Here is a 25651-nt window from a genome sequence, read left to right as displayed (position 1 = left end):
TTTTAAAGAATAAAATTAAGCGTTCTGTTGACATTTTTAATGAAGGCAGAACGCTTTTTTAGTTTGTAAAGAGATCATAAATTTCCCATTCATTACCTATTTTGAAAGAATAATTAAGGGAAATTGGACAAGCAGCCTCTACTAATTCTGTCAGTATGTTTTATCCTTGGGATTTTTTTTCAGGATAAAATGATATTGTCGGAGACTGTTGTTTATGGAGTCTGCACAATCTGCTCAGCTCTGCTTGTCTTAATCTGTTTTCATTCTTATGTTCTGCATAAAACCAAAACTGTTTTACTGATGCTTCTGTTGTTTGGTGCAGGAATTATTCTTCATTTCTATAATACCAATTTGCTGGATGGGAAGCTTTCTGTCAAGAAAAATGAAACGCTTACATTTAAGATCTCTCAGAAATTAAATTCTTCAGGAAAATATAGAAAATACGAAGGCATTGCACAGGTGGGAAATACAGGTTTCAATTCAATTTTTTATGTTCCAAAAGATAGAAAAGAGCTGGATTTTATTCATTACTACAAAGCTGAGGCTTATATTGCGCAGCCTCAGGCATCATCATATGATTTTCAGTTCAATTATGCTCAATATCTTAAAAGAAAGCATATTGATTATCAGGTTTATCTTTCAAAAGAAATTGTATCTGCAGAACGGAATGACTTAACGTTGGCAGATCAGCTTAGGCAATATAGGTTTGAAGTTCTTAAGAAAATAGATAAAACAGAAATTTCGGAAAAAACCAAAGAATTTCTGAAAGGTATTATTCTGGCAGACCGAACAGAGATTGATGCAGGCACTGTAAGGGATTTCAATAAATCAGGATTGGTTCATTTTCTGGCTATTTCCGGAACTCATATTGTGGTTATTTTCGGGATGTTCTATTTTTTTCTGATTCGTTTTACTCCTTTACAATTCAGAAAATATGCTGTTGTTTTCAGTTTGGTTTTTATATGGCTGTTTGCTGTTTTTATTGGATTTGGTAATTCAGTATTGCGTTCCTGCATCATGTTGAGTGTTTATTTTATTTTTGTTCTGCTTCAGCGGAAACCAGATCTGCTTCACTCATTAGCCTTGTCTGCTTTTTTTATTCTAATCGGAGATACGCAGCAGCTTTTTGATGTGGGGTTTCAGCTTAGCTTTTTGGCTGTTTTGGGAATATATTGGCTGAACCAGCCTCTGTTGAAATACTTCCCGAAACAGGATAATTATGTCAAAAAACTTTTGTTTAATACCATTGCAATATCGTTATCAGCACAGCTGGCAACCCTTCCTCTGGTCCTGTATTATTTTCATCAGTTTTCATTCATATCAATCATTGCTAATGTTGTTATTGTTCCTTTTTCTGAGATCATTATCGTTTTCTCCTTTATAATGACTGGTCTTATTTCTTTTGGAGTTGATTTTGAATTTATAAATGGAATGTATGATGAGGTTATTTATGTCTTACTGAAGGTAATCCATTGGTTTGCTGAGATTGATCTGTTGTTTTTTGACAATATCCCAATGAATGGGATAGAAGTGATATCAGCATCAGTTTTTGTATATTTACTAAGACCCGTTATTCTGAATTTCAATTTTAAAAACAGGATAAGGCTGTTGATAGCAGCGTTACTATTTCTGGTGATAAGAACCGGAAGCACTGCGTTTGAAAATCAGAAAGAAGAGATATTGGTCCATCATTTTTATAAAAACAAAATTTTTTCCGTAAAAAATAATAATAGAGTATGTTTCTGGATTTCGGATATGAAAAATAAGACGAAGATTTTACAGTATATAGTCAATCCCTATTGTGCTTCCAGAAGAGTAGATCATTTTGAGATAAAACGCATGTCTTCCTCTGTTCAAAAAGTAGTTTTCAGGAATAAAACTTATGATCTGAAATGATGGTTCTTAATTTAGCCATTTTCCTGTATCTATAATGGATAAAGTTCTTATTTAGAAAGATTACAAACTGTCTATTTGTGAGATTTCTCACTTTTCGATATTGTTAAACTTTCTTAATTTTGTAGAAATTCAAATTTAAACTTATATGGCAGGTTTAACGAGTTCTACGATAGGTAGAAAATATGCTATGGCATTATCAGCTCTATTTTTGCTGATTTTTCTTATACTGCATTTGACGACCAATTTGTTATCAGTTCTAAACAAAGATGCATTTAATACAGCATCTGACTTTATGGGCTATAATCCTTTTGTGCAGTTCTTAATGCAGCCTATTCTTGGTTTTGCAGTAATTTTTCATTTTGTAATGGGATTTGTACTTGAAATCAAGAATAATAAAGCGCGTCCGGTAAAGTATGCAGCAAACAACGCATCAGTGAATTCTTCATGGATGTCCAGAAATATGATTATTTCAGGAGCTGTCATCTTAGCTTTTCTGGCGCTTCACTTATATGATTTCTGGTTGCATGAAATGAATTACAAGTATGTAGAAGGATTGACTCCTGATGCAGAACGTTTCTGGCCGGAACTTCATGAGAAGTTCGCTGATCTTTGGAGAGTGGCTTTATATGTGATCTCTTTTGTATTACTAGGATTACACCTGGCACACGGATTCCAGTCTTCATTCCAGTCTATCGGAGCAAGACATCCAAAATATACGCCGGTGATCAAAGCTTTCGGGACTTGGTATTCCATCCTTATTCCTGCAGGATTTATCATCGTAGCAGTTTTCCATTTTATAACTCAATAATATCAATATACTAATATGAGTAAATTAGATTCAAGAATTCCAGCGGGTCCTCTTAAAGACAAGTGGAAAAATCATAAAGACCATATGAACCTTGTTGCACCAAACAACAGAGATAAGATTGATATTATTGTTGTAGGTACAGGTTTGGCAGGAGGTTCTGCTGCGGCTACATTGGCTGAGCAGGGATATAACGTAAAAGCATTCTGCTACCAGGATTCTCCAAGAAGAGCGCACTCCATTGCCGCTCAGGGAGGGATCAACGCAGCGAAGAATTATCAGGGAGACGGTGACTCTACTTACAGATTATTCTATGATACCATTAAAGGTGGTGACTATAGAGCAAGAGAAGCCAACGTTTACAGATTAGCTGAAGTTTCGGCCAATATTATTGACCAGTGTGTTTCCCAGGGGGTTCCTTTCGGTAGAGATTACGGCGGACAGCTGGATAACCGTTCATTTGGTGGGGTTCAGGTAAAAAGAACGTTCTACGCAAAAGGACAGACAGGACAGCAGTTATTATTAGGTGCCTATTCTGCAATGAGCCGTCAGATCGGTAAAGGTAGAATCAAGATGTACAACCGTCATGAGATGTTAGATCTTGTTATTGTTGACGGAAAAGCAAGAGGGATTATCGCAAGAAACCTTGTAACAGGTGAAATTGAGAGACACTCTGCTCACGCAGTGGTAATTGCTTCAGGAGGATACGGAAACGTATACTTCCTTTCTACCAATGCAATGGGATCCAACGTTTCTGCGGCATGGAAAATTCACAAGAAAGGAGCTTACTTCGCAAATCCTTGCTACGTACAGATTCACCCGACTTGTATTCCTGTTCACGGAACACAACAGTCTAAACTGACTTTGATGTCTGAATCATTAAGAAACTCAGGAAGAATCTGGGTTCCTAAGAAAATTGAAGATTCAGTAGCGATCAGAGAAGGCAAATTAAGACCTGAAAATATTAAAGAAGAAGATAGAGATTATTATTTAGAAAGAAGATATCCTGCATTCGGTAACCTTGTACCTAGAGATGTAGCTTCCAGAGCTGCTAAGGAAAGATGTGATGCCGGATACGGAATTGAAAATAATGATACTAAAGAAGGTGTTTACCTTGATTTCTCTACAGAGATCATGAAAAAAGGTAAAGAAGCCGCTATCGAAAAACATATTCATAATCCTACAGATCAGCAGATCTATGATCTTGGTAAGAAGTGGGTTGAGGAGAAATACGGTAACTTATTCGTAATGTACGAAAAAATTACAGCTGATGATCCTTACAAAACTCCAATGAAGATCTATCCTGCAGTTCACTATACAATGGGTGGTGTATGGGTTGATTATAACCTTCAGTCTACGATCCCTGGATGTTTCGTAATTGGTGAGGCTAACTTCTCAGATCACGGAGCAAACAGATTGGGTGCTTCCGCATTGATGCAAGGTCTTGCTGACGGATATTTCGTACTTCCTTACACAATTGCAGACTACCTTTCTGCGGATATCAGAACAGGAACTATTCCTACTAATTCAGCACCTTTTGATGAGGCTGAAAAAGGAATTAAAGATAAAATTGATTTCTTCTTAAACAATAAGGGAACTCACTCTGTAGACTATTTCCACAAACAATTAGGAAACATTATGTGGAATAAAGTTGGAATGGGAAGAACTCCTGAAGGATTAAGAGAAGCAATCAAGGAAATTGAAGAAGTAAGAAACAATTTCTGGAAAAACGTAAAAGTACCAGGAGAAGGAGAAGGTATGAACACTGAGCTTGAAAAAGCATTCAGAGTAGCAGACTTCCTTGAACTTGGGCAATTAATGGCTATCGATGCACTACACAGAAACGAATCTTGTGGTGGACATTTCCGTGAAGACCATTCAACTCCGGATGGAGAAGCGGAAAGAGATGACGTAAACTACAAATACGTCGGAGCTTGGGAATATCAAGGGAGCGATATCAACGCGGAAGTGTTGCATAAAGAAGAATTGATATATGACAACATCGAGGTTAAAACTAGAAGTTATAAATAATCTCCAACCTATAAATATAACATTATGAGTGCAAAAAAAGGCTTACATCTTACGCTGAAAATTTGGAGACAAAAAAATAGTAAAACTAAAGGTCAGTTTGAGACCTATAAAATATCAGATGTATCTACAGACTCTTCATTTTTAGAGATGTTAGATATCCTGAACGAAAATTTAATTAACGAAGGAAAAGAACCTATCGCTTTCGACCACGACTGTCGTGAGGGAATCTGCGGGATGTGCTCTCTTTACATCAATGGTAGAGCTCACGGGCCTGATACGGGGATTACAACTTGTCAGCTTCACATGAGAATGTTCAAAGATGGAGAGACTATCGTTATTGAACCCTGGAGAAGTGCCGCTTTTCCTGTTATCAAAGACTTAATGGTAGACAGAAGCGCATTCGACAGAGTAATGGCAGCAGGAGGGTTTATTTCTGTAAACACCTCTGGTAATACATTGGATGCTAACGCAATTCCTGTTCCCAAAGAAGATGCAGATAAAGCAATGGATGCAGCAGCTTGTATCGGATGTGGAGCTTGTGTAGCTACATGTAAAAACGGATCTGCAATGTTATTCGTGGGAGCTAAAGTTTCTCAGTATGCATTACTTCCACAAGGTAGAGTAGAAGCTAAGAGAAGAGTTCTGAACATGGTGAAAGCTATGGACGAAGAAGGATTCGGAAACTGTTCAAACACCGGAGCATGTGAAGTAGAATGTCCTAAAGGTATTTCTCTTGAAAACATCGCAAGAATGAACAGAGAATACATGGCTGCTCTTGTAGATCAAGGATAGAATTGATTCAAATACATGAAAAATCGCCTTCACTTTTGGAGGCGATTTTTTTATGAAATAAATACCCCTGTTAAAGTTTGTTAACTTATTGACTGATCTTCGTTATTCTTTATTTATTAAGTATATATTTGAAAGGTAATTGAATCGTTTTCGGAAAAGACCTTCAAATACTTTTTACCTTCAAAAAGACAGTATTCCGTAATTGAAATATCCTTTTTGAACGGTAATAATAAAATTTTTAAAAAAAATAATTAGAGTGAATTAGCAAGCCCTAAAAAGCGTATTTTTGTGTAATATTAAAAATTGAAATGAAAAAATATCTTTTATTGTTTATCATCACATTCTTTGTGATGTCTTGTTCAAAAAAAGTAGAAGTAAAAGGAAAAATTACTGGAAGCTCACCATTAGAAAGAATTGAATTTGTAGAAGCTTCAGGAGTAGGAACCCTGCCTTTGATTAATATAGGTCTGGATAAAGACGGAAACTTTTCAGGAAATTTTGATGCTCCTAAAGATGGGATGTACGTAATCAACTACGCAGGCAGACAAAGTCTGATCTATCTTGAAGGAGGACAAAAAGTGAATATCTCAGGAAACGGAGCTACTTTCCCAAATGAATATGTAATTACCGGAGATGCTAAAAAGAACAATGATTTCCTTACGGCTTCTCAGAAGTTTTTAGCTGAGTATGGTAATAAAGTTAACTTAGGCGCTTTGATGGCAGGAGATGAAGCTGCATTCTTGAAAGGGATGCATAAAATCGAAGCGGATATTAATAAAAACGTAGATGACCTGGCTAAGAAAAATAATCCAAGCAAAGGATTATTAGAATGGAAGAAAAACGATGTGAAAGTAACCATTCTTAACTTGCTTGCGAACTATGAAATGTCTCACGGTCCAATGTCTGGAAATCCATCTTTCAAAGCTTCTAAGGCTTTCAAAGATTACGAAACCAAGTTGGAAACAGATAAAGAAGCAATGGTGAAAACTATTCCTCTTTACAGACAATATCTTCTTGTAAAAATGACTCCTGATTTCCAGAAGTATGCGGAAGCAAACAGCAAAGGAAAAACAGGGATTACAACTTCTGAGATGTTCGCTCAGTATTTAAAAACTAAAAAAGATTTATCTCAAACAACAAAAGATTATCTTCTTGCATTTGTAATGGCTCAGGCTGATATTCACCCAACAAGTCCGGCTGCCAATATCGACAAGATTAAAAAGATCATCGATTCAGATATTAAAGATGCTACTATTAAAAGTGACCTTTTAAAAATGCAGGTGGCTATTACAGGACTTAAAATCGGAGAAGCAGCTCCTGAAGCAGCTTTAGCAAAACAAGACGGAAAAGCTTACAAGCTTTCTGAAAACAAAGGGAAACCTTATATGTTATTCTTCTACGCTTCATGGAATCCTTACATCAGCGAAGCTACCGTACCTGTATTAAAAGAAGTGGTAAACTTTTATAAGTCTAAAATGAATTTTGTATTTGTAAATGTTGATGATACAAAAGATCAGTTCATTAAAACAAGTAATTCTTTATTGAAAGGAATTCAGGGAATAAATGTTTACGGAGAAGGAGGATTGAACTCAGATATTGCTAAGAAATATGGAGTATACGGATTCAAATTACCTTGTTTTGTAATCATTGATAAAGACGGTAAAATTGCCAGCAGATCTTTCGTAAATCTTGGTGAGCAGGAATTGGTAACGATTCTTGACAAGCAGACAGGTCTTTCGGCTCCGAAAGTAGATCCTAATGCTCAAATGCAGCCACAACTGCAGCTTGATCCATCTGCTATGCAGCAAGCACCACAGAAGGCAAATCCACAACCGGCTCCAACAAAATAATAAACTTTAACACAGTATAGAAACCTTATCTTCGGATAAGGTTTTTTTTATTGTATTTTTGCAAACTGGAACGTAAAAGTTTCAATTAGGAAAATAGAAAATTTTAGAATGAGTAGGAAGAAAAAAAGAGATCTAGTTCTTGAAAATATAAAACTATTGACAGCCGGAGCTAAAGGCGTGGCAATAGGGAAAACAGACGAAGGTAAAACTGTAATGGTTTCCGGGGCAATTCCCGGTGATATTGTGAATGTAAGAGTGAAAAAAGCAAAGTCAAAATATTATGAAGGCGAAGCAATTGAAGTTCTTGAAAAATCACCATACAGAGTAGAGCCTAAATGTATCCACTTTGGTACTTGCGGAGGATGCAAATGGCAGAATATGAGCTATGAAAAGCAGCTTGATTTTAAACAGGAAGAAGTATATAATAATATTAAAAGAATCGGAGGAATTGATGACTTTGTAACCGTGCCAATTCTAGGATCTGAAGAACAGTATTTTTATAGAAACAAAATGGAGTTTTCCTTCTCTAACGCAAGATGGCTTACTCAATACGAAATCAGTTCCGAAGAGAATTTCGGGAGCAAAGATGCTTTAGGTTTTCATATTCCTGGAATGTGGAGCAAAATTCTGGATTTGAAGGAGTGTTTCCTTCAGGAAGATCCTTCCAATGCTATAAGATTGGCTGTAAAAGAATACGGTGTTAATAATGGCTTGGATTTCTTTGATGTAAGAAATCAGGAAGGTTTCCTTAGAACCTTGATGATGAGACAGAACTCAAAAGGAGAGTGGATGGTTCTTTTCCAGCTTTACAGAGAAGAAAAAGAAAATAGAGAAAAACTTTTTGAATTCTTATTAGAAAAATTTCCGCAGATTAAAACGTTGGTATATGCCATCAACCCTAAACAGAATGACTCTATTTATGATTTAAATATCAATGTGTACTTCGGGGAAGGTTATCTTATGGAAGAGATGGACGGGCTGCAGTTTAAGATAGGACCGAAATCATTCTTCCAGACCAACTACAAACAGGCATTGGAACTATACAGAAAAACATTGGAATTTGCAGATCTGAAAGGTAATGAAGTAGTATATGACCTTTATACAGGAACAGGAACAATCGCCCAGTATGTAGCAAGAAATGCAAAACAGGTCATCGGGATAGAATCTGTACAGGAAGCCATAGATGCAGCAATAGAACATGCCGCATTGAACGGATTGACAAACACAACATTCTATTGTGGAGATATGAAAGATATTTTCAATGATGAATTCATGGCAAACCACCCTAAAGCAGATGTATTAATCACAGATCCACCAAGAGATGGAATGCATCAGAAGGTGGTAGAACAGATTCTTAAGCTTTCACCGGAAAAAGTAGTTTATGTAAGCTGTAATTCAGCAACACAGGCAAGAGATCTGGCATTGATGAAAGAACATTATACTTTAGTGAAGATCTTACCGGTAGATATGTTTCCGCAAACACACCATGTTGAGAATATTGCATTGCTGATTAAAAAATAAATTTATTTAAATTTGAATTTCAAATCTTAATATGAAGTACTTTAAATTTCTCATAGCGATCTGCTTTTTAGGAATGCTTTTTTCCTGTGGAGGTGACGATGATATTTGTGAAAGCGGAGAAGGAACTCCCAGAATGAAGGTAGCCTTCAGGTCTATGGATAGTGGAAAAGAGAAGACTCTGGATTCACTCTATGTTGCGGTAGATTATGGTGCCGGAAAGGTAGATCTGGGAGGAGTTGCAAAGATTGATTCCAGATTAATTCCTTTACGGGTAGACAGCTCACCGTATACAGACGTTTATTTCAAACTTACCAAAAAGGGTGCGGAATCTAAAGTAAGGATTAAGTATACTACGAAATCAACTTATGTATCTCCGGGATGCGGGATTAAAAAGTCATATGAGAATTTAAGTTCAGAATTGTTAACTCCTAATCCGGTGCTAAAGCTGGAGGCCGGACAAAATCAAATAGAGAATGAAGACAAGACTAATCTTTACCTTTCTTTTTAGTTTATTTGGGATAATAAGCTGGGCTCAGGACAAAAAAAAGGAAGCAGAGAAGAAGGTTCACGAAAAATATGAACCTAATTTTATGGTTGGCCTTGATGTATTGAATACCGGAGCCGGATTTTTTTCGGATAGAAAACTATATCAGGGATTTATCTCTTCAAAGATCAGAGGAAATGTTCATGCCATTGCAGAAGCCGGTTTTGAGAAAAACGTATATCAGAAGAATGGATATGATGCCAAGGCAAACGGTCCCTTTGTTAAGTTGGGAGCATTCTATATGCTCGCAAAAGATGCTGAAAATGAATTCAACGGTTTTTATGCAGGAGGAAAAGTGGGAGGATCATTTTATAATCAGGAGTATATGGCGGTTCCTGTTCGTGGATTTGGAGGAAGTAACTCCTCTGAAGCATTTCCCTCATCCTCTCAGTCTTCTTTTTGGCTGGAAGGAACTATAGGAGGAAGGGTGCAGTTATTCAGCTCCAATTTTTATATAGATGTAAATCTTCAGCCAAGATATATGGTATACACTTCCAAACAGGATGATATCTCTCCGATGATTGTTCCAGGTTTTGGAAAAAGTTCTTCCAAGTTTAATATGGGATTTGCATGGAATATCGCGTATAAGTTCTAAAAATAATAATACATAACGTTTAAAATACATAAAACACAAACTTTAGATGAGTCTAAAGTTTGTGTTTTTTTTAATAAATATGCTTATTGGATGTATGATATTAAAAAATAACAACTTATTTCGTTTGTGTAATTTATAAATTAGTTATATTTGGCGGAAATTATAATTGTGTTTTAATTTATGAAAAGAGTATTTACTGCTTTAATGTTTACTTTTATTGGAGGGGCAGTGTTCGGCCAATGGACACCCACTTCTCTTAAAAAAGGAGACGATAACAAAAGAAGTACAGGATTTAGAGTAGATCAATCTAATGTAAGAGGTAACGGGTACTATAAACTGGACCTTAACTTACTGAGATCTCAGCTGAAGAATGCACAGGAAATGGGAGCAAATTCCACTCCTGTAGTAATTTCTCTTCCTACTATGAGTGGGAAGATTGAAAGGTTTAACGTATACAGTTTTCCGGTAGTTGTAAAAGAGCTGGCAGACAAGTATGAATTAGGATCTTATGTTGGAACAAGTGTCGAAGACCCTACCAAATATTTAAGATTCAGTATCGCTCCTAATGATTTTCAGTCAATGATTATCCATGGAGATAAATATGAATTTATTGACCCTGCTTCAACAGACAAAACAGTGTATGCTGTTCATCCTAAAACAAAAAAGGAAAAGAATGGTTTCTTGTGTTCTACAGAAGAGTCTCCTGCTGCTAAGAAGGAAATAGATGCTTTATTAAAAAACGGACAGTCATTCTCAAATCAGCCAACAACTTTTAACAAAAGTTCTGATAAGAAATACAGAACAATGAGACTGGCAATGTCAGTTACAGGTGAGTATACACAATACTTTATGACACTTGCCGGAGTTCCTGCTACTGCTACTGATGATCAGAAAAGAGCTCCTGCTCTTGTTGCCATCAATAACACACTAACCAGAGTAAATGGAGTTTTTGAGAAAGATTTTGCATTGCACCTGAACCTGCAGAATTTTCCTAATGTAATTTATATTGACCCGGCTAACGATCCGTATGCTGCAGCTGCCACCGGATCACAGGGAGCATGGAATACACAGTTACAAACTGCCTTGACAAATAATGTAGGAAATGAAAATTATGATATCGGACACTTGTTCGGTAAATCAGGAGGTGGAGGAAATGCAGGATGTATCGGGTGTGTATGTATCAATCCTACCACTACCGTTCCTAAAGGGAAAGGTTCAGGATTTACTTCTCCGGCAAATGGAATTCCATCAGGAGACAGCTTTGATATCGATTACGTTGCGCACGAAATGGGGCATCAGTTAGGAGCTAACCATACTTTCTCTCATAATCTTGAAGGAAGCGGGGTGAATATGGAACCAGGTTCAGGAACTACCATCATGGGATATGCAGGTATTACGGGTCCTGACACAGATGTTCAGGCAAATTCTGATCCTTATTTCCACAAAGCAAGTATCGGTCAGGTACAGGCTAATTTAATTGCAAAAACTTGTGATGTAGAAACTACAATTACCAACAACCCGCCGGTAATTGCTGATCTGCCAACATATACTATACCTAAAGGTACTGCTTTTGCATTAACAGGTACTGCTACAGATCCTGAAAATGACCCAATGACCTATTCCTGGGAAGAAGTAGATGATGCATCAGTTTCTATTGATAAGTATAACTTAGGAAATACAACATCAGGAGCTTCATTCAGATCTGCTGCTCCCAACGCAAGCCCAACAAGATACTTCCCGAAATTTACTTCTGTAATGAGTGGAGTATTAAATAATGCAAATAATACCTGGGAAGCAGTATCTACTATAGCAAGAACTACAAATTTTGCATTAACGGTAAGAGATAATAATTCCAATGTGGCTCAACAGCAGTCAGCTTTTAAAGTTCAGACAATTGTTGTAGGAGATAATGGTCCTTTCAGATTAGCTAACCAATATGCTGATGTGAATACGCCAACTCCGGTTCAGTGGATTGTTGCCAACACCAATGCAGCTCCTTATAATGTTGCTAATGTAAAGATCGACTATACTACAGATAACGGAACAACCTGGACTGTTCTATCTGCTTCAACACCTAACGACGGATCTGAAAACTTTACTTTCCCTTCTTCATTGAACGGTCAAACGATTAAAGTAAGAGTTTCTTCAATAGGAAATGTTTTCTATGCAGTAGGGCCTGTTAGTATTGCTCCTCTATCTGCTTGTAGCAGTGCTGCTCCAACTAACGTTGTGGTAAGCAATATTACTGTTTCTTCAGGAAGCGTGTCTTGGATGTCTTATACCGGAGCAACTTATAAAGTACGTTACAGAAAAGTAGGTACAACTGTATGGACTGAAGCTGATACTGCAGTTCCTTCAATTAACCTAAGTAATTTGATTGATGGTACTACCTATGAAGTACAGGTGGCTTTAGTTTGCGGTACTACAGTAGGAACATATTCTGCATCTGTAAACTTCAGTACACCGGCACTTACTTATTGTACAGCTTCTACAGCTAGTTCAAGTTATGAGTATATTGCAAATGTAACACTTGCAAACGTAAATAATACTTCCGCAAATAGTACCTATACAAATTATACAACGAATTCAGCTCTTCAGATTAACTTAACAAAAGGAAATGTTTACCCTATGTCTGTTACTGTTGGTAACCCTGATGTTGCAGATTATGATGCAGTAGCAGCATTTATTGACTTTAACAAGGACGGTGTTTTCAGTGATTCCGAAAGAGTATTGAATTATCCTGTAACATTAACGCAGCCATCAACGGTGATCAATTCAAATGTTACAATTCCAAGTAATGCAGTAGAAGGGCAGCCACTAAGAATGAGAGTTGTAGCATTCTATGTTGGAGCTGGTACCGGAAACGGAAATGTTGGCCTTTCATTGCCTGCAGACTATGTATGTGGAGACCTTTTCGATTACGGAGAAGTTGAAGATTATAACGTAGTTATTACAGGAAACCTTGCTACTTCTGAAACAACTGTTAAGAATGATGGTATCCAGATTTATCCGAATCCGGTAGTTGATGTTCTAAATGTTACTAAAGTTTCAGATAAGGCAACTTATAAAATTTATAGTGCTGCCGGACAATTAGTAGATAGAGGAAATATCAATAATGGAAAGGTTAATGTTTCAACATTAGTTAAAGGTGGATATATAATTACCATAGATGATAAAGGAATTGAACAATTCAAATCTAAATTTATTAAAAAATAAAGATAACCTTTAAATATTAGTAAATCCCCGGGAAGCCTCGGGGATTTCTTTATTTAGAGCATAAGCGGAAAAAATATTGTTTTTTTTCAGAAAAAACCCAAATGCACTTATAAATTAATAATAAAAAATGATTAGATTTGTGTGATTAATATTATAATGAAAACATTATGAAGAAACTCTTTACCTCTTTAATTCTGTTTCTCTGTTTGATTTGTACAGGCTTTGTATCCAAAGTCTCGGCTCAGGCAGGGCAGATTGGGACAGGAACAGGTACCTCTGTGTATCTCCCCATACGTTCCTATTATGGGTATAGTTATTCCCAGCAGATCTACACTGCTGCGGAACTTACGACTGCCATCGGTACGTCGAACTATATCACGGCTATAAAGTTTTATTCCACCACTGTTGCAACCTCTCAGGCTGTATATAAGGATTGGGTGGTATACATGGGAAACACAACCCAGAATAACTTTGCCTCCAATACAAACTGGATTCCATTAAGTTCACTGACTCAGGTGTATGACGGAAATTTACCTACCCTATCAAATGGAAACTGGGTAACTCTTCAATTGGCTACTCCATTTTTATGGAATGGAACAGACAATCTTGTGGTTGCTGTAAATGAAAAAACCCCAGGATATGCATCTTCACCAGGTACGGCCTGGGGATCTTATAATGCCGGGGCCAACCGAGGGATCATCTATTATGAGGATACTGCAAATCCGGACCCTGCAGCACCTCCTTCTGCAAAAGACAGACTTGCAGATATTCCTAGAATACAGTTGGAAAGCCAACCGCTTTCAGCTTGTTCAGCGGCTCCGCCTACCAATATTGCAGTTTCAAACCTTACAACAACTTCTGCTAATGTGAGCTGGTATCTTTCTGCAGGAGCTACTTATGTTGTAAGATACAGGCCTGTATCAGGTGGACCTTGGATAACAATCAATGTTACAACTCCATTGGTCGGAAACCAGCTTATTACCGGATTAACTGAGCAGACTCAGTATGAAGTTCAGGTAGCCACTGTTTGTGGTGGTTCACAGGGAGCATTCTCTTCCAGCATCAACTTTACAACTCCAGCACTCACTTATTGTAATTCCGGTGCTACGAGTACTTTTATTGATGGATATATCAATCAGGTTTCTGTTAATGCACAAGGAGCTCCGTCCATGTACAGTAACTCTGGTCAGAGTGGTTATACAGATTACAGTACAGATCCTACAAGAGTAGTTACTTTGGTAAGAGGTGGTACTGCTACGGTTTCTGTTTCAAAAGCTTGGCCAGGTTATCAATATAGTTTCTTAACGGGAGTTTGGATTGATTTTAACCGTAATGGTGTTTTTGAAGCAACTGAAAGAGTGCTTACTTCACCAAGTAATACAACAACTCCGGTTACAGCAACCTTTACAATACCAACTGTTGCTGGTGGTGTTTACACTGGAAACCTGACTACAAAAATGCGTGTTGTATTAAACGAATACAGCCCTATTAATGCTTGTGGAACATACTCTTACGGTGAAACCGAAGACTATGCTGTAAAATTTATAGACTTATCAACTTGTACTACAGCACCACCATCTAATATTACGGTAAATAACATAACTCCTTCCTCAGCTAATGTTACCTGGACATCAGCTACTGGGGCTACTTATATAGTAAGATACAGAGTTTCTCCTTCTGGTGCATGGCAGCAGATTGCAGTAAATACACCATTAATCAGTAACCAAATGCTTACAGGATTATTGGAGCAGACTACATATGAAGTACAGGTTGCTACTGTTTGTGGAGGAACAACAGGTGCTTTCTCACCAAGTGTTACCTTTACAACACCGGCTCTTACTTATTGTACGGCTGGCCCTACAAGTAATACTGCTACAAGCGGATATATTAATAATGTAACTGTTACTCCTACGAATACTCCTATTATGTTAAGTAATTCCGGATCTGACAATTATAAAGACTATACCGCAGATGCTACAAGAGTAGTGATCTTTGAAAGAGGTTCAGCAAATAATAAAATTTCTGTAAACAAATACTGGCCAGGTTCTCCTACATCTTATGGAGTTTCTGCATGGGTAGATTTTAACAGAAACGGAACATTTGAAACCAGTGAAAGAATTCTTAATACTACCTATAGCACAACTACTCCTGTAACGGCTACTTTCGCAGTACCTACAGTGGCAAGTGGTAATGTGTATACAGGAACTCTTCCTACCCGTATGCGTGTAGTAATGAGATATTTTGATAATGCTAATCCTTGTGGTACATTCAGCCAGGGAGAAGTAGAAGATTATGCAGTAAAATTTGTAGATGCTCAACCTTGTTCAACAGCTGCTCCAACAAATATTACAGTGAATAATATCGCTGCTACTACAGCAACTGTATCATGGGTTGCTACTGCTGGTGCTACGTATAATATAAGATGGAGAGTTGCCCCAAGTGGAGCTTGGCAAACAGCAACAGTTCCTGCCGGTCAGAACTTCTACGGAATTACTGGTCTTACAGAACAGACTAATTATGAGGTTCAGGTTTCTACAACTTGTAACGGTTCTACAGGATCTTACTCATCATCGGTAACATTTACAACACCTCCATTGTCTTACTGTCCAATGACAGGTACCGGAACGAATGACCATATTTCGAATGTAACAGTTACCTCTTCGAACCTGGGTGTTCCGCCAATGAATAATACTTCAGTACAGACAAATTATATCAGCTATACTACTCCGGAGACTCTTATTACTCTGGATGTAGATTCTCAGAATAATAAAATCTCTGTAGCAAAAGGATGGACAGGTGCAACAGGTAACGATGCTGTAACAGCTTGGATCGACTTTGACAGAAACGGACAGTTTACTGATGCTGAGAGAATTTTAATTTCTCCAGCCAATACAACGACTCCGGTTACTGCTACTTTTCCAGTTCCTTCAAATGCTTACACAGGGCCATTAACAACTACAATGAGAGTTGTGCTGAAGCGTACAAGTGCTCCTACAATGTGTCAGAATGCAATAGATGGGGAAGTAGAAGACTATAGAGTAAGAATCAGACCTTGCAGCAATGCAACTCCTAATGCACCAACATTTACAACAACGCATACAACAGCTACTGTAACAATCACAGGAGCAGGAGTGAGCTATGTGGTGAGATACAGAGTTCAGGGAACAACTGCCTGGACGCAGGTATATGCTTCCGCACAATTAGGTAATCTTCCGTTAGTAATCAGCGGTCTGACACCAGCTACTACTTATGAAGTAGAAGTTGCAGCCATTTGTGGAGACATTGTTGGAACAGCAACACCAATCAAAACGTTTACTACAAGATGTGATCCTACTCCTCCAAATGTAACTGTAAGTACTATCACCCCAACAACTGCATTGATTACATGGTCTCCGCTTGCGGCAAGTTCTACATATACAATGAGATGGAGAAAAGTAGGTGCTACAACATGGGCTACAATAAGTTTACCGGCCGCTCCTGCAAATACTTATGTATTAGGAAGTGTAACTCCTTTAGAGCCATATACTACCTATGAAGTTCAGATTGCTAACCAGTGTAACGGTGAATCTACATTAAATCCATATTCTAACCCTAAAGTATTTACTACAGAAAGAATATGCCAGATTCCACCTCCAGGATTAACAATTACTCAATTGCTTCCTACATCAGCGGCGATCCAATGGGATCCGTTCCCGGGAGCAACGTATGTTCTTAGATACAGAAAAGTGGGTATTCCAAGCTGGACAGAAGTACCATCATTAGTTAATAACATTGTATTAACAGGTCTTGCAGAATTAACGAAATATGAAATGCAGGTAGTGAATATCTGTAATGGTACACCAGGAAACTATACTCCTCCTTACTACTTTACAACACCTACAGTAATTTACTGTAAGATGAAAGCAGAAAACTCTACAGGTGAGCATATTTCCAAAGTTACAGTGAAGCCTACGGGTAAGAAAACAATGGAGAATGAATCCGGAGCATCTACATATACAGATTATACCGGAGTTCCTAAAACATTCATCGAAATGATCCAGGGATCTACTGACAATGAGATCATTATTGAGAAAAAATGGACAGGAACTACTTATAACGAAGGAATCGCAGTTTGGATTGACTTCAACAGAAACGGAGAGTTTGATATCAATGAAAGAGTATTCACTTCTTCACCAAATTCAAACAGCCCTGTTTCAGGTAAATTCAATGTTCCTGCTGATGCTTTTGTAAGTATGACAGATTATAAGTATGTAGTGATGAGAGTTGCCATGTCTAGAGACGGTATCCCTGTAAACTGTGCTGACTTCAAAAACGGAGAGGTAGAGGATTACACGGTAAGAATTTCTAAACCGGTTGTTGCTAACCCAATTGATCAGACCAGTGTTATGATTTATCCTAACCCGGTAAGCTCAGTATTGTTTGTGAAAAATGTTAGCAAAAGAGCTAAGTATAAGATCTACAATGCTACAGGACAAGTTATCGCTGACGGTATCTTACTGAACAACCAGATCAACGTAAGCAGATTGATTAACGGTGTTTATGTTATTGATATTGATGATAACGGTAATACTACTCAAAAGAAATTTATCAAAGAATAAGATATTTAAATTTCAATAGAATAAGCCTCCAGAAATGGAGGCTTATTTTTTGCACAAATCTCTCAGGTGAACCTGCTGCTCCTAAGAAATATTTTTTGCAGAAAAAAACTCGTTAGAAAAGCTTCTAACGAGTTTTTATTTATTCAATACTGAAGATCACTTTTTCAGTTTGTTCTTTTAATTCTTCCAGATTGGTATTGTTATAGATAATACAATCTGCCATTTTAATTTTATCCCTTTCAGGCATTTGTTTTTCCATGACAGTTTCTACCTCACGATAGGTTTTATGATCCCTGTCCATTACTCTTTTGATCCTGATATTATCCTCGGCAGTTACCAGAAGAGATTTATAACATTGTCTGTTAAGCTTCAGTTCAAATAATAAAGCTGTTTCTTTAAAAACTAAATATTTGCTTTGTTTCCTGACCCAGTTTTCAAAATCAATTTTTACAGCGGGATGAATAATCTCATTCAATTGCTGAAGCAGATCTCTGTTATTAAAAACTTTATCTGCTACAAATTTTCTGTCATACAACCCGTTCTCATCATACGAATCTTCGCCTAGAAGTTCTTTGATTTTTATTTTCAGATCTTCACTCTCATTGATAATGGCTTTTGCTCTGTCATCGGAATAATAAACCGGAAAACCGAATTCCTCTATAAAGCGCGCTACTGTGGTTTTTCCAGAGCCTATTCCTCCTGTTAAACCAATGATCTTGGGTGCTGGTTCCGGCTCTGTCTGTGGTGTTTCTGAATGTAATTCTTCCATGATTAAAAATTAATATCCAAAAACATCATTAAAGCTAAACGTTTCATCGAGTCTTACCCCTTTATCGGTCATTTTAAGACTGGCAAGCTCATTATGGGCATCATGCTCAAAGAACAATAAATACTCGTTGTCTACACACTGTTTAAGGAATTTTCCTTTTTCTTCCAGTGTTAAAAGAGGTCTTGTATCATATCCCATCACATATACTTGGTTGATATGTCCTGCTGTAGGAATAAGATCTGCAGCAAAAACAACTGTTTTTTCCTGATACTGGATAACCGGAAGCATCTGCTTTTCGGTATGCCCGTCTACGAAGATAACGTCCATTTTCAGATCCGGAGCGAAACCGTAGTTTCCGGTAGTGGGAAGTGGCAAAAAGTTAAGCTGCCCGCTTTCCTGCATGGGCATAATGTTTTCCTTCAGGAAGCTTGCTTTTTCTCTTGCATTGGGTTCTGTTGCCCACTGCCAGTGATTTTCATTAGTCCAGAAATTAGCATTTTTAAAGGCTGGTCTGTATCCGGTTCTGTCATCATTCCATTCTATAGCTCCACCACAGTGGTCAAAGTGAAGGTGAGTAAGGAATACATCCGTAATATCTTCCTTTATAAAGCCATATTTTTTAAGATTTTTATCAAGACTATCATCTCCCCAAAGAGAGTAGTGACCGAAAAATTTGTCATCCTGTTTATTACCAAGACCGCAGTCTACAAGGATCAGTTTTTTTCCATCTTCAATAAGAAGGGAACGGGTTCCCAGCTCGATTAGGTTTTTTTCGTCTGCCGGATTCGTTTTTTCCCACAGACTCTTCGGGACGACTCCGAACATAGCACCGCCGTCCAGTTTAAATTTTCCACATTGTATTGGATATAACTTCATATGTATATTTTGATTATTTCTTTATTAATTTCATTTTCTCCGCAATTTTTCTCGCGTTATCATCAGATTGTTCAAGCTGGCTGATAATAGTATTAAAATCAGATTCTTTTCTGTTTTGAGAAAGTTTTTGCTTGATAAATATTTCAGTAGGAATTATTTTAATCCCAAAAGCTCCTTTCATTTCTTTTTCCACAAATTCCCTTCCCATGTCTTCTACCATCATTGGACATCGCTGAAAACTTTCGTATTTGGACGTTAATTTATCCAAATGAGCATAGAGTTCATCATGATTCATTATTTCAACTTTTCCATGAATCTGCACCGCTTCGTAATTCCAGGTGGAAACATTAATATGATCATACCAGCTGCTGGATATATAAGTGTGAGCTCCCAAAAAATCACAAAGAACTGAATCTCCATCATTTAAGGTTTTTGCCTGAGGATTGGCCCTTGAAATATGAGTTTCAATATAAGCATTTTCAGGATCATCTTCATTAAGCATCATCATAGAATGAGTAGCTCTAATCTTATCAACGGAAGAAATTAGTAAAGCAAAAGAATTTTCTTTGATAATCTCTCTCATCAAATCATAATCTTCGCTTCTGTATAATTTAGGTATAAACATAAACTAATCAATTCGCATTAATATTAAACCTTAAACTCAAAATTTTGAATTAAAATAGTTCTCCCGGGTTTTTAGGTCTTGTAATATTCAAATGTTTGTAAGCCTTGTCGGTAACTTCCCGTCCTCTGGGAGTTCTGATAATAAACCCTTCCTGGATCAGAAACGGTTCATAAACTTCTTCCAGTGTTTCAGGATTTTCAGCAATAGATGTTGCCAGAGCAGAAATCCCGACCGGTTTTCCTTTAAAGTTTTCAATCATGACACGCATGATCTTATTGTCCATTTCATCCAGACCAAATTCGTCCACATTTAAAGAATCCAAAGCATATTTGGTGATCTTGATCTCAATTTCACCATTTCCTTTAATCTCAGCGAAATCACGTACCCTTCTCAGTAATGCATTCGCAATCCTTGGTGTTCCACGGCTTCTTCTGGCAATTTCTATGGCAGCATCTTCATAAATGACAACACCCAAGACCCTTGCACTTCTCTGAATAATGGTTGACAAAAGTTCAATAGAATAATATTCCAGCCTGCTTTGAATTCCGAATCGGGCAAGCATAGGCTTTGTAAGCATACCACTTCTTGTCGTAGCGCCTACGAGAGTAAAAGGATTCAGCCCTATCTGTACACTTCTGGCATTAGGACCTGTTTCCAGCATGATGTCAATCTTGTAATCTTCCATTGCAGAATAAAGATATTCCTCTACTACAGGAGACAGACGGTGAATCTCATCAATGAAAAGAACATCATTTTCCTCAAGATTGGTCAATAAACCAGCTAAACTTCCGGGCTTATCCAATACAGGACCCGACGTAACCTTACAGTTTACCCCAAGTTCATTAGCGATAATATTGGCCAAAGTTGTTTTACCCAGTCCCGGCGGACCGTGTAATAAAACATGATCTAGTGCTCCGCCACGTCTTTTTGCAGCGGTAACAAAAACCTCAAGGTTCTCCAGCGTTTTTCTCTGCCCCGCAAAATCTTTAAAGCTCTGGGGACGGATCTGTTCTTCCTGCATCAGCTCCTCGTTTGAGTAGTTTTCCTTATCTGGATGTAAAAAATCTGGCATTAATTCATTTCATTTACTTCAAAGATAGCAAATTTAGACAAAGGTTGAAGGGCAGATTGAGAAAACGTTGAGATTGATGCAGAGGTTTAAGCCAGGGTTGAAAAGGAGAACAGCTAAGATTTAAATAATTGGGATATTTTAAGTATTTTTGAGAGAAGAAATTATTAATAAAAATTAATAAAATTTTGAATGTTGAGAAAACAGGTACTGATGTAAGAATGTGTCAGCTTGAATCTAAACATCACATTAACTTTAAACTAATGAAATTAATAGGACCATTCAAGCAGGTGGTAACACTTGCTAACTTACCCTTAAGAGGAAAACTTTCTGATGACCAGCTTGAAATTATTGCAGACGGAGGAATTGTAGTAGATCAGAATACTATCCGGAAAGTTGGAAATTTCGAAACATTAAAAACAGAAAATCCTACTATAGAAATTGAATATATTGAAGGAGAGCAAATTGTTCTTCCTGCTTTTGTAGATTCACATACCCATATTTGTTTCGGAGGAAACCGTGCCAACGATTTTGCCATGCGTAATGCCGGGAAAACTTATCTTGAGATTGCGGAAAGCGGCGGCGGAATCTGGAGTTCCGTACAGCATACGAGAAATGCTTCAGAAGAAGTATTATTAAAAACTTTAGTTGAAAGAATCAATTTTTTGCTTGATCTGGGAATTACCACGATTGAAGTGAAGAGCGGTTATGGTCTGGATGTGGAAAATGAGCTGAAAATGCTCAGAATAATTAAAAAAGCACGGCAAGAAACAAAGGCAACTTTAGTTCCTACCTGTCTTTCGGCCCACTTAAAACCCAGAGATTTTGAAGGTAGCAATCCTGAATATCTTGAATATATCATTACCAAAATTTTACCAAAAGTAAAAGAAGAAGGATTGGCGAACAGAGTCGATATTTTTATTGAAAAATCTGCTTTTCAGCCTGATGAAAGTAAGGATTTCTTACGTAAAGCAAAAGAATTAGGCTTTGAAATCACTGTTCATGCAGATCAGTTTACACCGGGAAGTTCAAGAATTGCAGTAGAAGTGGGAGCAAAATCTGCGGACCATTTGGAAGCAACCATAGATGAAGATATTCAGTTTCTGGCAGAATCTGATACCGTGGCGACAGCTCTGCCGGGGGCGAGTCTGGGATTAGGTGAGAAATTTACTCCGGCTAGAAAATTATTAGATGCAGGAGCTATCGTAGCGATAGCAAGTGACTGGAATCCGGGATCTGCACCCATGGGGAATTTGATTACCCAGGCATCTATTCTGGCTACATTTCAGAAGCTGACTACGGCCGAAGTGTTAGCAGGAATGACTTTCCGTGCTGCTTATGCATTGAACCTTAAAGACAGAGGACAATTGGAAGCAGGAAAAAAAGCCGATTTTGTCACTTTTAAAACCAATAATTTCCAGAATGTATTGTATAATCAGGGAAGCTTGAGCGCGGAAAATGTTTATATCAATGGAAATAAGAAGTAGTAAAAAAACACGATCATGAAAATTAAATTAGAAGAGATTAAAGAAAAATATGTCTCTATTGGAGTTGCAGAAAAAAACGTTGATTATGCATTAAATGCTGTAAAAGCGGGCACAAAAAAAGATTTTATTATAAAGAATTTGACTTCAGATATTAGAAAAGTGGATGCAACTACTGCCAATAGCATGCTGGATGAAATGTTTGCTGCAAACGGCGGAGAATTTAAATATGAAAATAGAGGAGGATATCTTTATTCTACCTTTTACTTAATTGCTATTGTTGCTTTAGGCGTTGTGACTTTTTATTTTAGTAAAGAAAATAGAAGCATGCAATTTAAATTCGGTGGTGCTTTATTAGTGTTTATAGTTTTATTTTTCAGAACATTTATACCTACCATCAGAGGGAGGTTTAGAGAATAATTTAGATTATGATTTGGCAAGGCAGATTAGACGGAGAAGAACTTCTCTATCACAGATTATTTCAAAGGGTAAAAGAAGAACACAATTACGATAATATTTCTACAGGAGATTTTGCACTACATGGTTTTGCTGTAGATGAAGGAGTAAGGAGAAACAAAGGCCGTCAGGGCGCGAAAGATGCTCCGGATGTGATCAGGAAAAATATGTCTAATTTTCCGGTGATTCTTCCTGACTTTTCAATGCTGGACTTTGGAAATGTTACCTGTGAAGACGGTAATCTGGAAAATACTCAGAATAATCTTGCCAAAAATGTCTCAAAAGTACTTTTGAAAGGAGGGAAATCTCTTGTTTTGGGTGGAGGTCATGAAGTGACTTATGCTCATTATCTGGGCGTAAAAACAGCTTTTCCGGAACAAAAAATAGGGATCATCAATATTGATGCCCATTTCGATAACAGACAGCCGGAAAAAGGAGTAGGACCAAGCTCCGGAACAGGATTCTGGCAGATTGCTCAGGAAGGCCCAATCCATTCTCTGCATATTGGAATTCAAAGAAACTCCAATACATTGAAGCTTTTTGATACAGCCCATCAGTATGGGATGAAATATATCCTGGCAGACGAACTGTTTTTTGAAAATCTTAGCTCCATCTATCAACGTATTGATGAACTGTTGAACAGTGTAGATTATGCCTATCTTACCATTTGCATGGACGTCTTTAATGCATCCGTCGCTCCGGGAGTTTCTGCTGCGGCATATAATGGTATCTTTGCAGATACAGCTTTTATGCATTTTTACAGACATATCTTAAAAAATAAAAAATTGGTAGCGCTGGATGTGGCAGAAGTAAACCCTTCTTTTGATATCCAGGACAGAACCGCAAGACTGGCAGCATGTCTTGTAAATGAATGGCTAATGATGTAAGATAAAGTTATATTCTTCCGATAGAGAAAATCATTATTTTATTGACCCTTAAGGAATGGAATTTGCTAATTTCACCGTGCTTTTAAAATAAAAGCGCTCATAAATTCATTAGCTGAATTTAAAACAGAAATTTATATTATGGAACAATTAATTGAAAGCAAGCTTATTAAAGCAGATAAAGCGTTTTCAGTGTGGAGAAAAGTGCCGTTTGAGGAAAGGCAGAAGTTAATTGCAAAAGCAGCGGGAATTTTAAAGAATAATTCGGGGAAATTTGGAAAAATAATTACAACAGAAATGAATAAACCCATTTCAGAATCTATTGCTGAAGTGGAAAAGTGTGCTTTAATGATGAATTATTATGCAGACGCTGAGAATACTTTACAACCTGAAAAAGTAGAATCAGAATTTGCTTATTCTGAAGTTAATTATGCTCCAAAAGGGGTAATCTTAGGGGTGATGCCATGGAACTTTCCTTTCTGGCAGGTACTGAGATTTGCTACTCCTGCAATTTTGGCTGGAAATACAATAGTTTTGAAGCATGCTTCAATTTGTTTTGGTAGTGGAAATGCCATTGAAGAAGTTCTTTTGGAAGCAGGTTTTCCGGAAGGTGTTTTTCAGAATCTTGAAGTAGGACATAAAGCAGTAAAAGAAATTCTTGAACATGACACTGTAAAAGGAGTAAGCTTAACAGGCAGCGGAAAAGCAGGAGGAGAAGTAGCTTCAATAGCAGGCTTAAATATCAAAAAATCTTTACTTGAATTAGGCGGAAGTGATGCTTTTATCATTTTTGATGATGCAGATCTTGAAGAAGCCGCTAAAGCCGGTGTAAAATCAAGACTTCAAAACTGCGGACAAACCTGTACTGCAGCAAAAAGATTTATCATTGATGAAAAGATCGAGGATACATTTTTACCAATCTTCATTGAAGAATACAAAAAGTATGAGATTGGTGATCCTTTAGATAAAGAAACTAAACTTGCAGGGATGGCAAGACCGGATCTTGCTGATGAACTGGAAGCCCAGTTCAACAGAGCATTGGAAAACGGTGCTGAAATTATTATTCCTTTGGAAAGAGTTTCTGAAAATGAATTTAAGCCTGGTTTAATCAGAGTTCAGGAAGGAAATCCAATTTTGAAAGAAGAACTTTTCGGACCTCTTGGAATGATTATGACAGCAAAAAATCAGGAAGAAGCTTTACAGATGGCGAATGATATTCCTTTCGGTCTTTCCAATTCTGTCTGGACTAAAAATAAAGACCGCCAGTTATTCTTCATTGAAAACCTTGAATCCGGAACAGTCAATATCAACCGTATGACAAGCTCTGATCCACGTTTCCCGTTTGGAGGATCAAAAGCTTCCGGATATGGAACAGAGTTATCTCTATTAGCTTTAAAAGAATTTGTGACCGCTAAAACAATTGTAGGGAACTAAATTAAGTATAATGTCATTCCGAGAAACCGGGGAATCTTATAGATTCTTCACTTCACTTTCGTTCAGAATGACAAATTATATAAAAAAATAAAACTCCCGAAAATTGATTTTCGGGAGTTTTTTATGTTTTGACAAAAAGTAATTTTGCTAATTGCTAATTGCTAATTGCTAATTGCTAATTGCTAATTGCTAATTGCTAATTGCTA

At 37.3% G+C, this 25651-nt stretch carries 18 protein-coding genes; 14 read left to right on the top strand and 4 right to left on the bottom strand.

All coding sequences use genetic code 11. From position 1 onward, the window contains the following. The first annotated feature begins 300 nt into the window (after positions 1–300). The 10 genes from ACODR7_RS18480 (at position 301) to ACODR7_RS18435 (ending at position 17848) form a co-directional block, all read left to right on the top strand. Positions 301–1896 (top strand): ComEC/Rec2 family competence protein, encoded by a 1596-nt coding sequence (locus ACODR7_RS18480; RefSeq protein WP_488841361.1) that lies wholly within the window; start codon positions 301–303, stop codon positions 1894–1896. Positions 1897–2041: 145 nt separating this feature from the next. Further along, a complete protein-coding gene (locus tag ACODR7_RS18475) occupies positions 2042–2704 on the top strand; it encodes a succinate dehydrogenase cytochrome b subunit (protein ID WP_076594954.1) in 663 nt (220 codons plus the stop codon). Between the two features lie 15 nt (positions 2705–2719). Then, the gene (locus ACODR7_RS18470; protein WP_488841359.1) at positions 2720–4732 is read left to right on the top strand and encodes a fumarate reductase/succinate dehydrogenase flavoprotein subunit; all 2013 of its coding nucleotides are present in this window, start codon (positions 2720–2722) and stop codon (positions 4730–4732) included. A gap of 24 nt (positions 4733–4756) precedes the next feature. Next, positions 4757–5524, top strand: coding sequence for a succinate dehydrogenase/fumarate reductase iron-sulfur subunit (locus ACODR7_RS18465; protein ID WP_062675785.1), 768 nt, complete (start codon positions 4757–4759; stop codon positions 5522–5524). Positions 5525–5832: 308 nt separating this feature from the next. Beyond that, positions 5833–7374: a TlpA family protein disulfide reductase gene (locus ACODR7_RS18460; protein WP_488841357.1), complete on the top strand. Its 1542-nt coding sequence runs from the start codon at positions 5833–5835 to the stop codon at positions 7372–7374. Positions 7375–7482: 108 nt separating this feature from the next. Then, the gene (gene rlmD / locus ACODR7_RS18455) at positions 7483–8895 is read left to right on the top strand and encodes a 23S rRNA (uracil(1939)-C(5))-methyltransferase RlmD (RefSeq protein ID WP_488841355.1); all 1413 of its coding nucleotides are present in this window, start codon (positions 7483–7485) and stop codon (positions 8893–8895) included. 31 nt (positions 8896–8926) lie between these two features. After that, on the top strand, positions 8927–9403 hold the full coding sequence (locus ACODR7_RS18450; protein WP_076594959.1) for a DUF6452 family protein: 477 nt from the start codon (positions 8927–8929) through the stop codon (positions 9401–9403). Then, positions 9369–10034, top strand: a complete 666-nt coding sequence (locus tag ACODR7_RS18445; protein ID WP_488841353.1) for a DUF6048 family protein — start codon at positions 9369–9371, stop codon at positions 10032–10034. Before ACODR7_RS18450 ends, ACODR7_RS18445 begins: the two co-directional genes overlap by 35 nt. Positions 10035–10214: 180 nt before the next feature. Continuing rightward, on the top strand, positions 10215–13250 hold the full coding sequence (locus ACODR7_RS18440; protein WP_488841351.1) for a reprolysin-like metallopeptidase: 3036 nt from the start codon (positions 10215–10217) through the stop codon (positions 13248–13250). Between the two features lie 167 nt (positions 13251–13417). Continuing rightward, positions 13418–17848: a GEVED domain-containing protein gene (locus ACODR7_RS18435; RefSeq protein WP_488841349.1), complete on the top strand. Its 4431-nt coding sequence runs from the start codon at positions 13418–13420 to the stop codon at positions 17846–17848. Between the two features lie 139 nt (positions 17849–17987). On the opposite strand, the gene coaE is transcribed toward ACODR7_RS18435, so the two are convergent. From coaE to ruvB, 4 genes are read right to left on the bottom strand one after another with little or no spacing between them, the layout of a single operon-like run. Further along, positions 17988–18617, bottom strand: a complete 630-nt coding sequence (coaE, locus tag ACODR7_RS18430) for a dephospho-CoA kinase (protein ID WP_488841347.1) — start codon at positions 18615–18617, stop codon at positions 17988–17990. Positions 18618–18626: 9 nt separating this feature from the next. Then, entirely contained in the window at positions 18627–19493 is an 867-nt protein-coding gene (locus tag ACODR7_RS18425) for an MBL fold metallo-hydrolase (RefSeq protein WP_076594964.1), read from the bottom strand. 13 nt (positions 19494–19506) lie between these two features. Further along, positions 19507–20118 carry an FMN-binding negative transcriptional regulator gene (locus tag ACODR7_RS18420; RefSeq protein WP_488841344.1) on the bottom strand — a complete coding sequence of 204 codons (612 nt, stop codon included), beginning with the start codon at positions 20116–20118 and terminating at the stop codon, positions 19507–19509. A gap of 49 nt (positions 20119–20167) precedes the next feature. Then, a complete protein-coding gene (ruvB, locus tag ACODR7_RS18415) occupies positions 20168–21190 on the bottom strand; it encodes a Holliday junction branch migration DNA helicase RuvB (RefSeq protein ID WP_488841343.1) in 1023 nt (340 codons plus the stop codon). A gap of 260 nt (positions 21191–21450) precedes the next feature. Between ruvB and hutI the strand changes: the two genes are divergently transcribed. The 4 genes from hutI to ACODR7_RS18395 all read left to right on the top strand — a co-directional run bounded on the left by hutI (position 21451) and on the right by ACODR7_RS18395 (position 25445). Then, a complete protein-coding gene (gene hutI / locus ACODR7_RS18410) occupies positions 21451–22674 on the top strand; it encodes an imidazolonepropionase (RefSeq protein ID WP_488841341.1) in 1224 nt (407 codons plus the stop codon). Between the two features lie 15 nt (positions 22675–22689). Continuing rightward, entirely contained in the window at positions 22690–23091 is a 402-nt protein-coding gene (locus ACODR7_RS18405) for a hypothetical protein (protein ID WP_488841339.1), read from the top strand. 8 nt (positions 23092–23099) lie between these two features. Then, positions 23100–24014: a formimidoylglutamase gene (gene hutG, locus ACODR7_RS18400; RefSeq protein WP_110368375.1), complete on the top strand. Its 915-nt coding sequence runs from the start codon at positions 23100–23102 to the stop codon at positions 24012–24014. Positions 24015–24152: 138 nt separating this feature from the next. Next, positions 24153–25445 carry an aldehyde dehydrogenase family protein gene (locus ACODR7_RS18395; RefSeq protein WP_488841337.1) on the top strand — a complete coding sequence of 431 codons (1293 nt, stop codon included), beginning with the start codon at positions 24153–24155 and terminating at the stop codon, positions 25443–25445. The last annotated feature ends 206 nt before the right edge of the window (positions 25446–25651 follow it).

This window comes from Chryseobacterium sp. FG46 (assembly GCF_057809135.1).
Note: the sequence above shows the minus strand (reverse complement) of the source record. Positions and strands in the feature narration are given on the sequence as shown.

Bases quoted from the DNA above. Each gene is read 5' to 3' on its own strand.
- ACODR7_RS18480 (WP_488841361.1), top strand. From the start codon at position 301: ATGCTTCTGTTGTTTGGTGCAGGAATTATTCTTCATTTCTATAATACC.
- ACODR7_RS18475 (WP_076594954.1), top strand. From the start codon at position 2,042: ATGGCAGGTTTAACGAGTTCTACGATAGGTAGAAAATATGCTATGGCA.
- ACODR7_RS18470 (WP_488841359.1), top strand. From the start codon at position 2,720: ATGAGTAAATTAGATTCAAGAATTCCAGCGGGTCCTCTTAAAGACAAG.
- ACODR7_RS18465 (WP_062675785.1), top strand. From the start codon at position 4,757: ATGAGTGCAAAAAAAGGCTTACATCTTACGCTGAAAATTTGGAGACAA.
- ACODR7_RS18460 (WP_488841357.1), top strand. From the start codon at position 5,833: ATGAAAAAATATCTTTTATTGTTTATCATCACATTCTTTGTGATGTCT.
- rlmD (WP_488841355.1), top strand. From the start codon at position 7,483: ATGAGTAGGAAGAAAAAAAGAGATCTAGTTCTTGAAAATATAAAACTA.
- ACODR7_RS18450 (WP_076594959.1), top strand. From the start codon at position 8,927: ATGAAGTACTTTAAATTTCTCATAGCGATCTGCTTTTTAGGAATGCTT.
- ACODR7_RS18445 (WP_488841353.1), top strand. From the start codon at position 9,369: ATGAAGACAAGACTAATCTTTACCTTTCTTTTTAGTTTATTTGGGATA.
- ACODR7_RS18440 (WP_488841351.1), top strand. From the start codon at position 10,215: ATGAAAAGAGTATTTACTGCTTTAATGTTTACTTTTATTGGAGGGGCA.
- ACODR7_RS18435 (WP_488841349.1), top strand. From the start codon at position 13,418: ATGAAGAAACTCTTTACCTCTTTAATTCTGTTTCTCTGTTTGATTTGT.
- coaE (WP_488841347.1), bottom strand. From the start codon at position 18,617: ATGGAAGAATTACATTCAGAAACACCACAGACAGAGCCGGAACCAGCA.
- ACODR7_RS18425 (WP_076594964.1), bottom strand. From the start codon at position 19,493: ATGAAGTTATATCCAATACAATGTGGAAAATTTAAACTGGACGGCGGT.
- ACODR7_RS18420 (WP_488841344.1), bottom strand. From the start codon at position 20,118: ATGTTTATACCTAAATTATACAGAAGCGAAGATTATGATTTGATGAGA.
- ruvB (WP_488841343.1), bottom strand. From the start codon at position 21,190: ATGCCAGATTTTTTACATCCAGATAAGGAAAACTACTCAAACGAGGAG.
- hutI (WP_488841341.1), top strand. From the start codon at position 21,451: ATGAAATTAATAGGACCATTCAAGCAGGTGGTAACACTTGCTAACTTA.
- ACODR7_RS18405 (WP_488841339.1), top strand. From the start codon at position 22,690: ATGAAAATTAAATTAGAAGAGATTAAAGAAAAATATGTCTCTATTGGA.
- hutG (WP_110368375.1), top strand. From the start codon at position 23,100: ATGATTTGGCAAGGCAGATTAGACGGAGAAGAACTTCTCTATCACAGA.
- ACODR7_RS18395 (WP_488841337.1), top strand. From the start codon at position 24,153: ATGGAACAATTAATTGAAAGCAAGCTTATTAAAGCAGATAAAGCGTTT.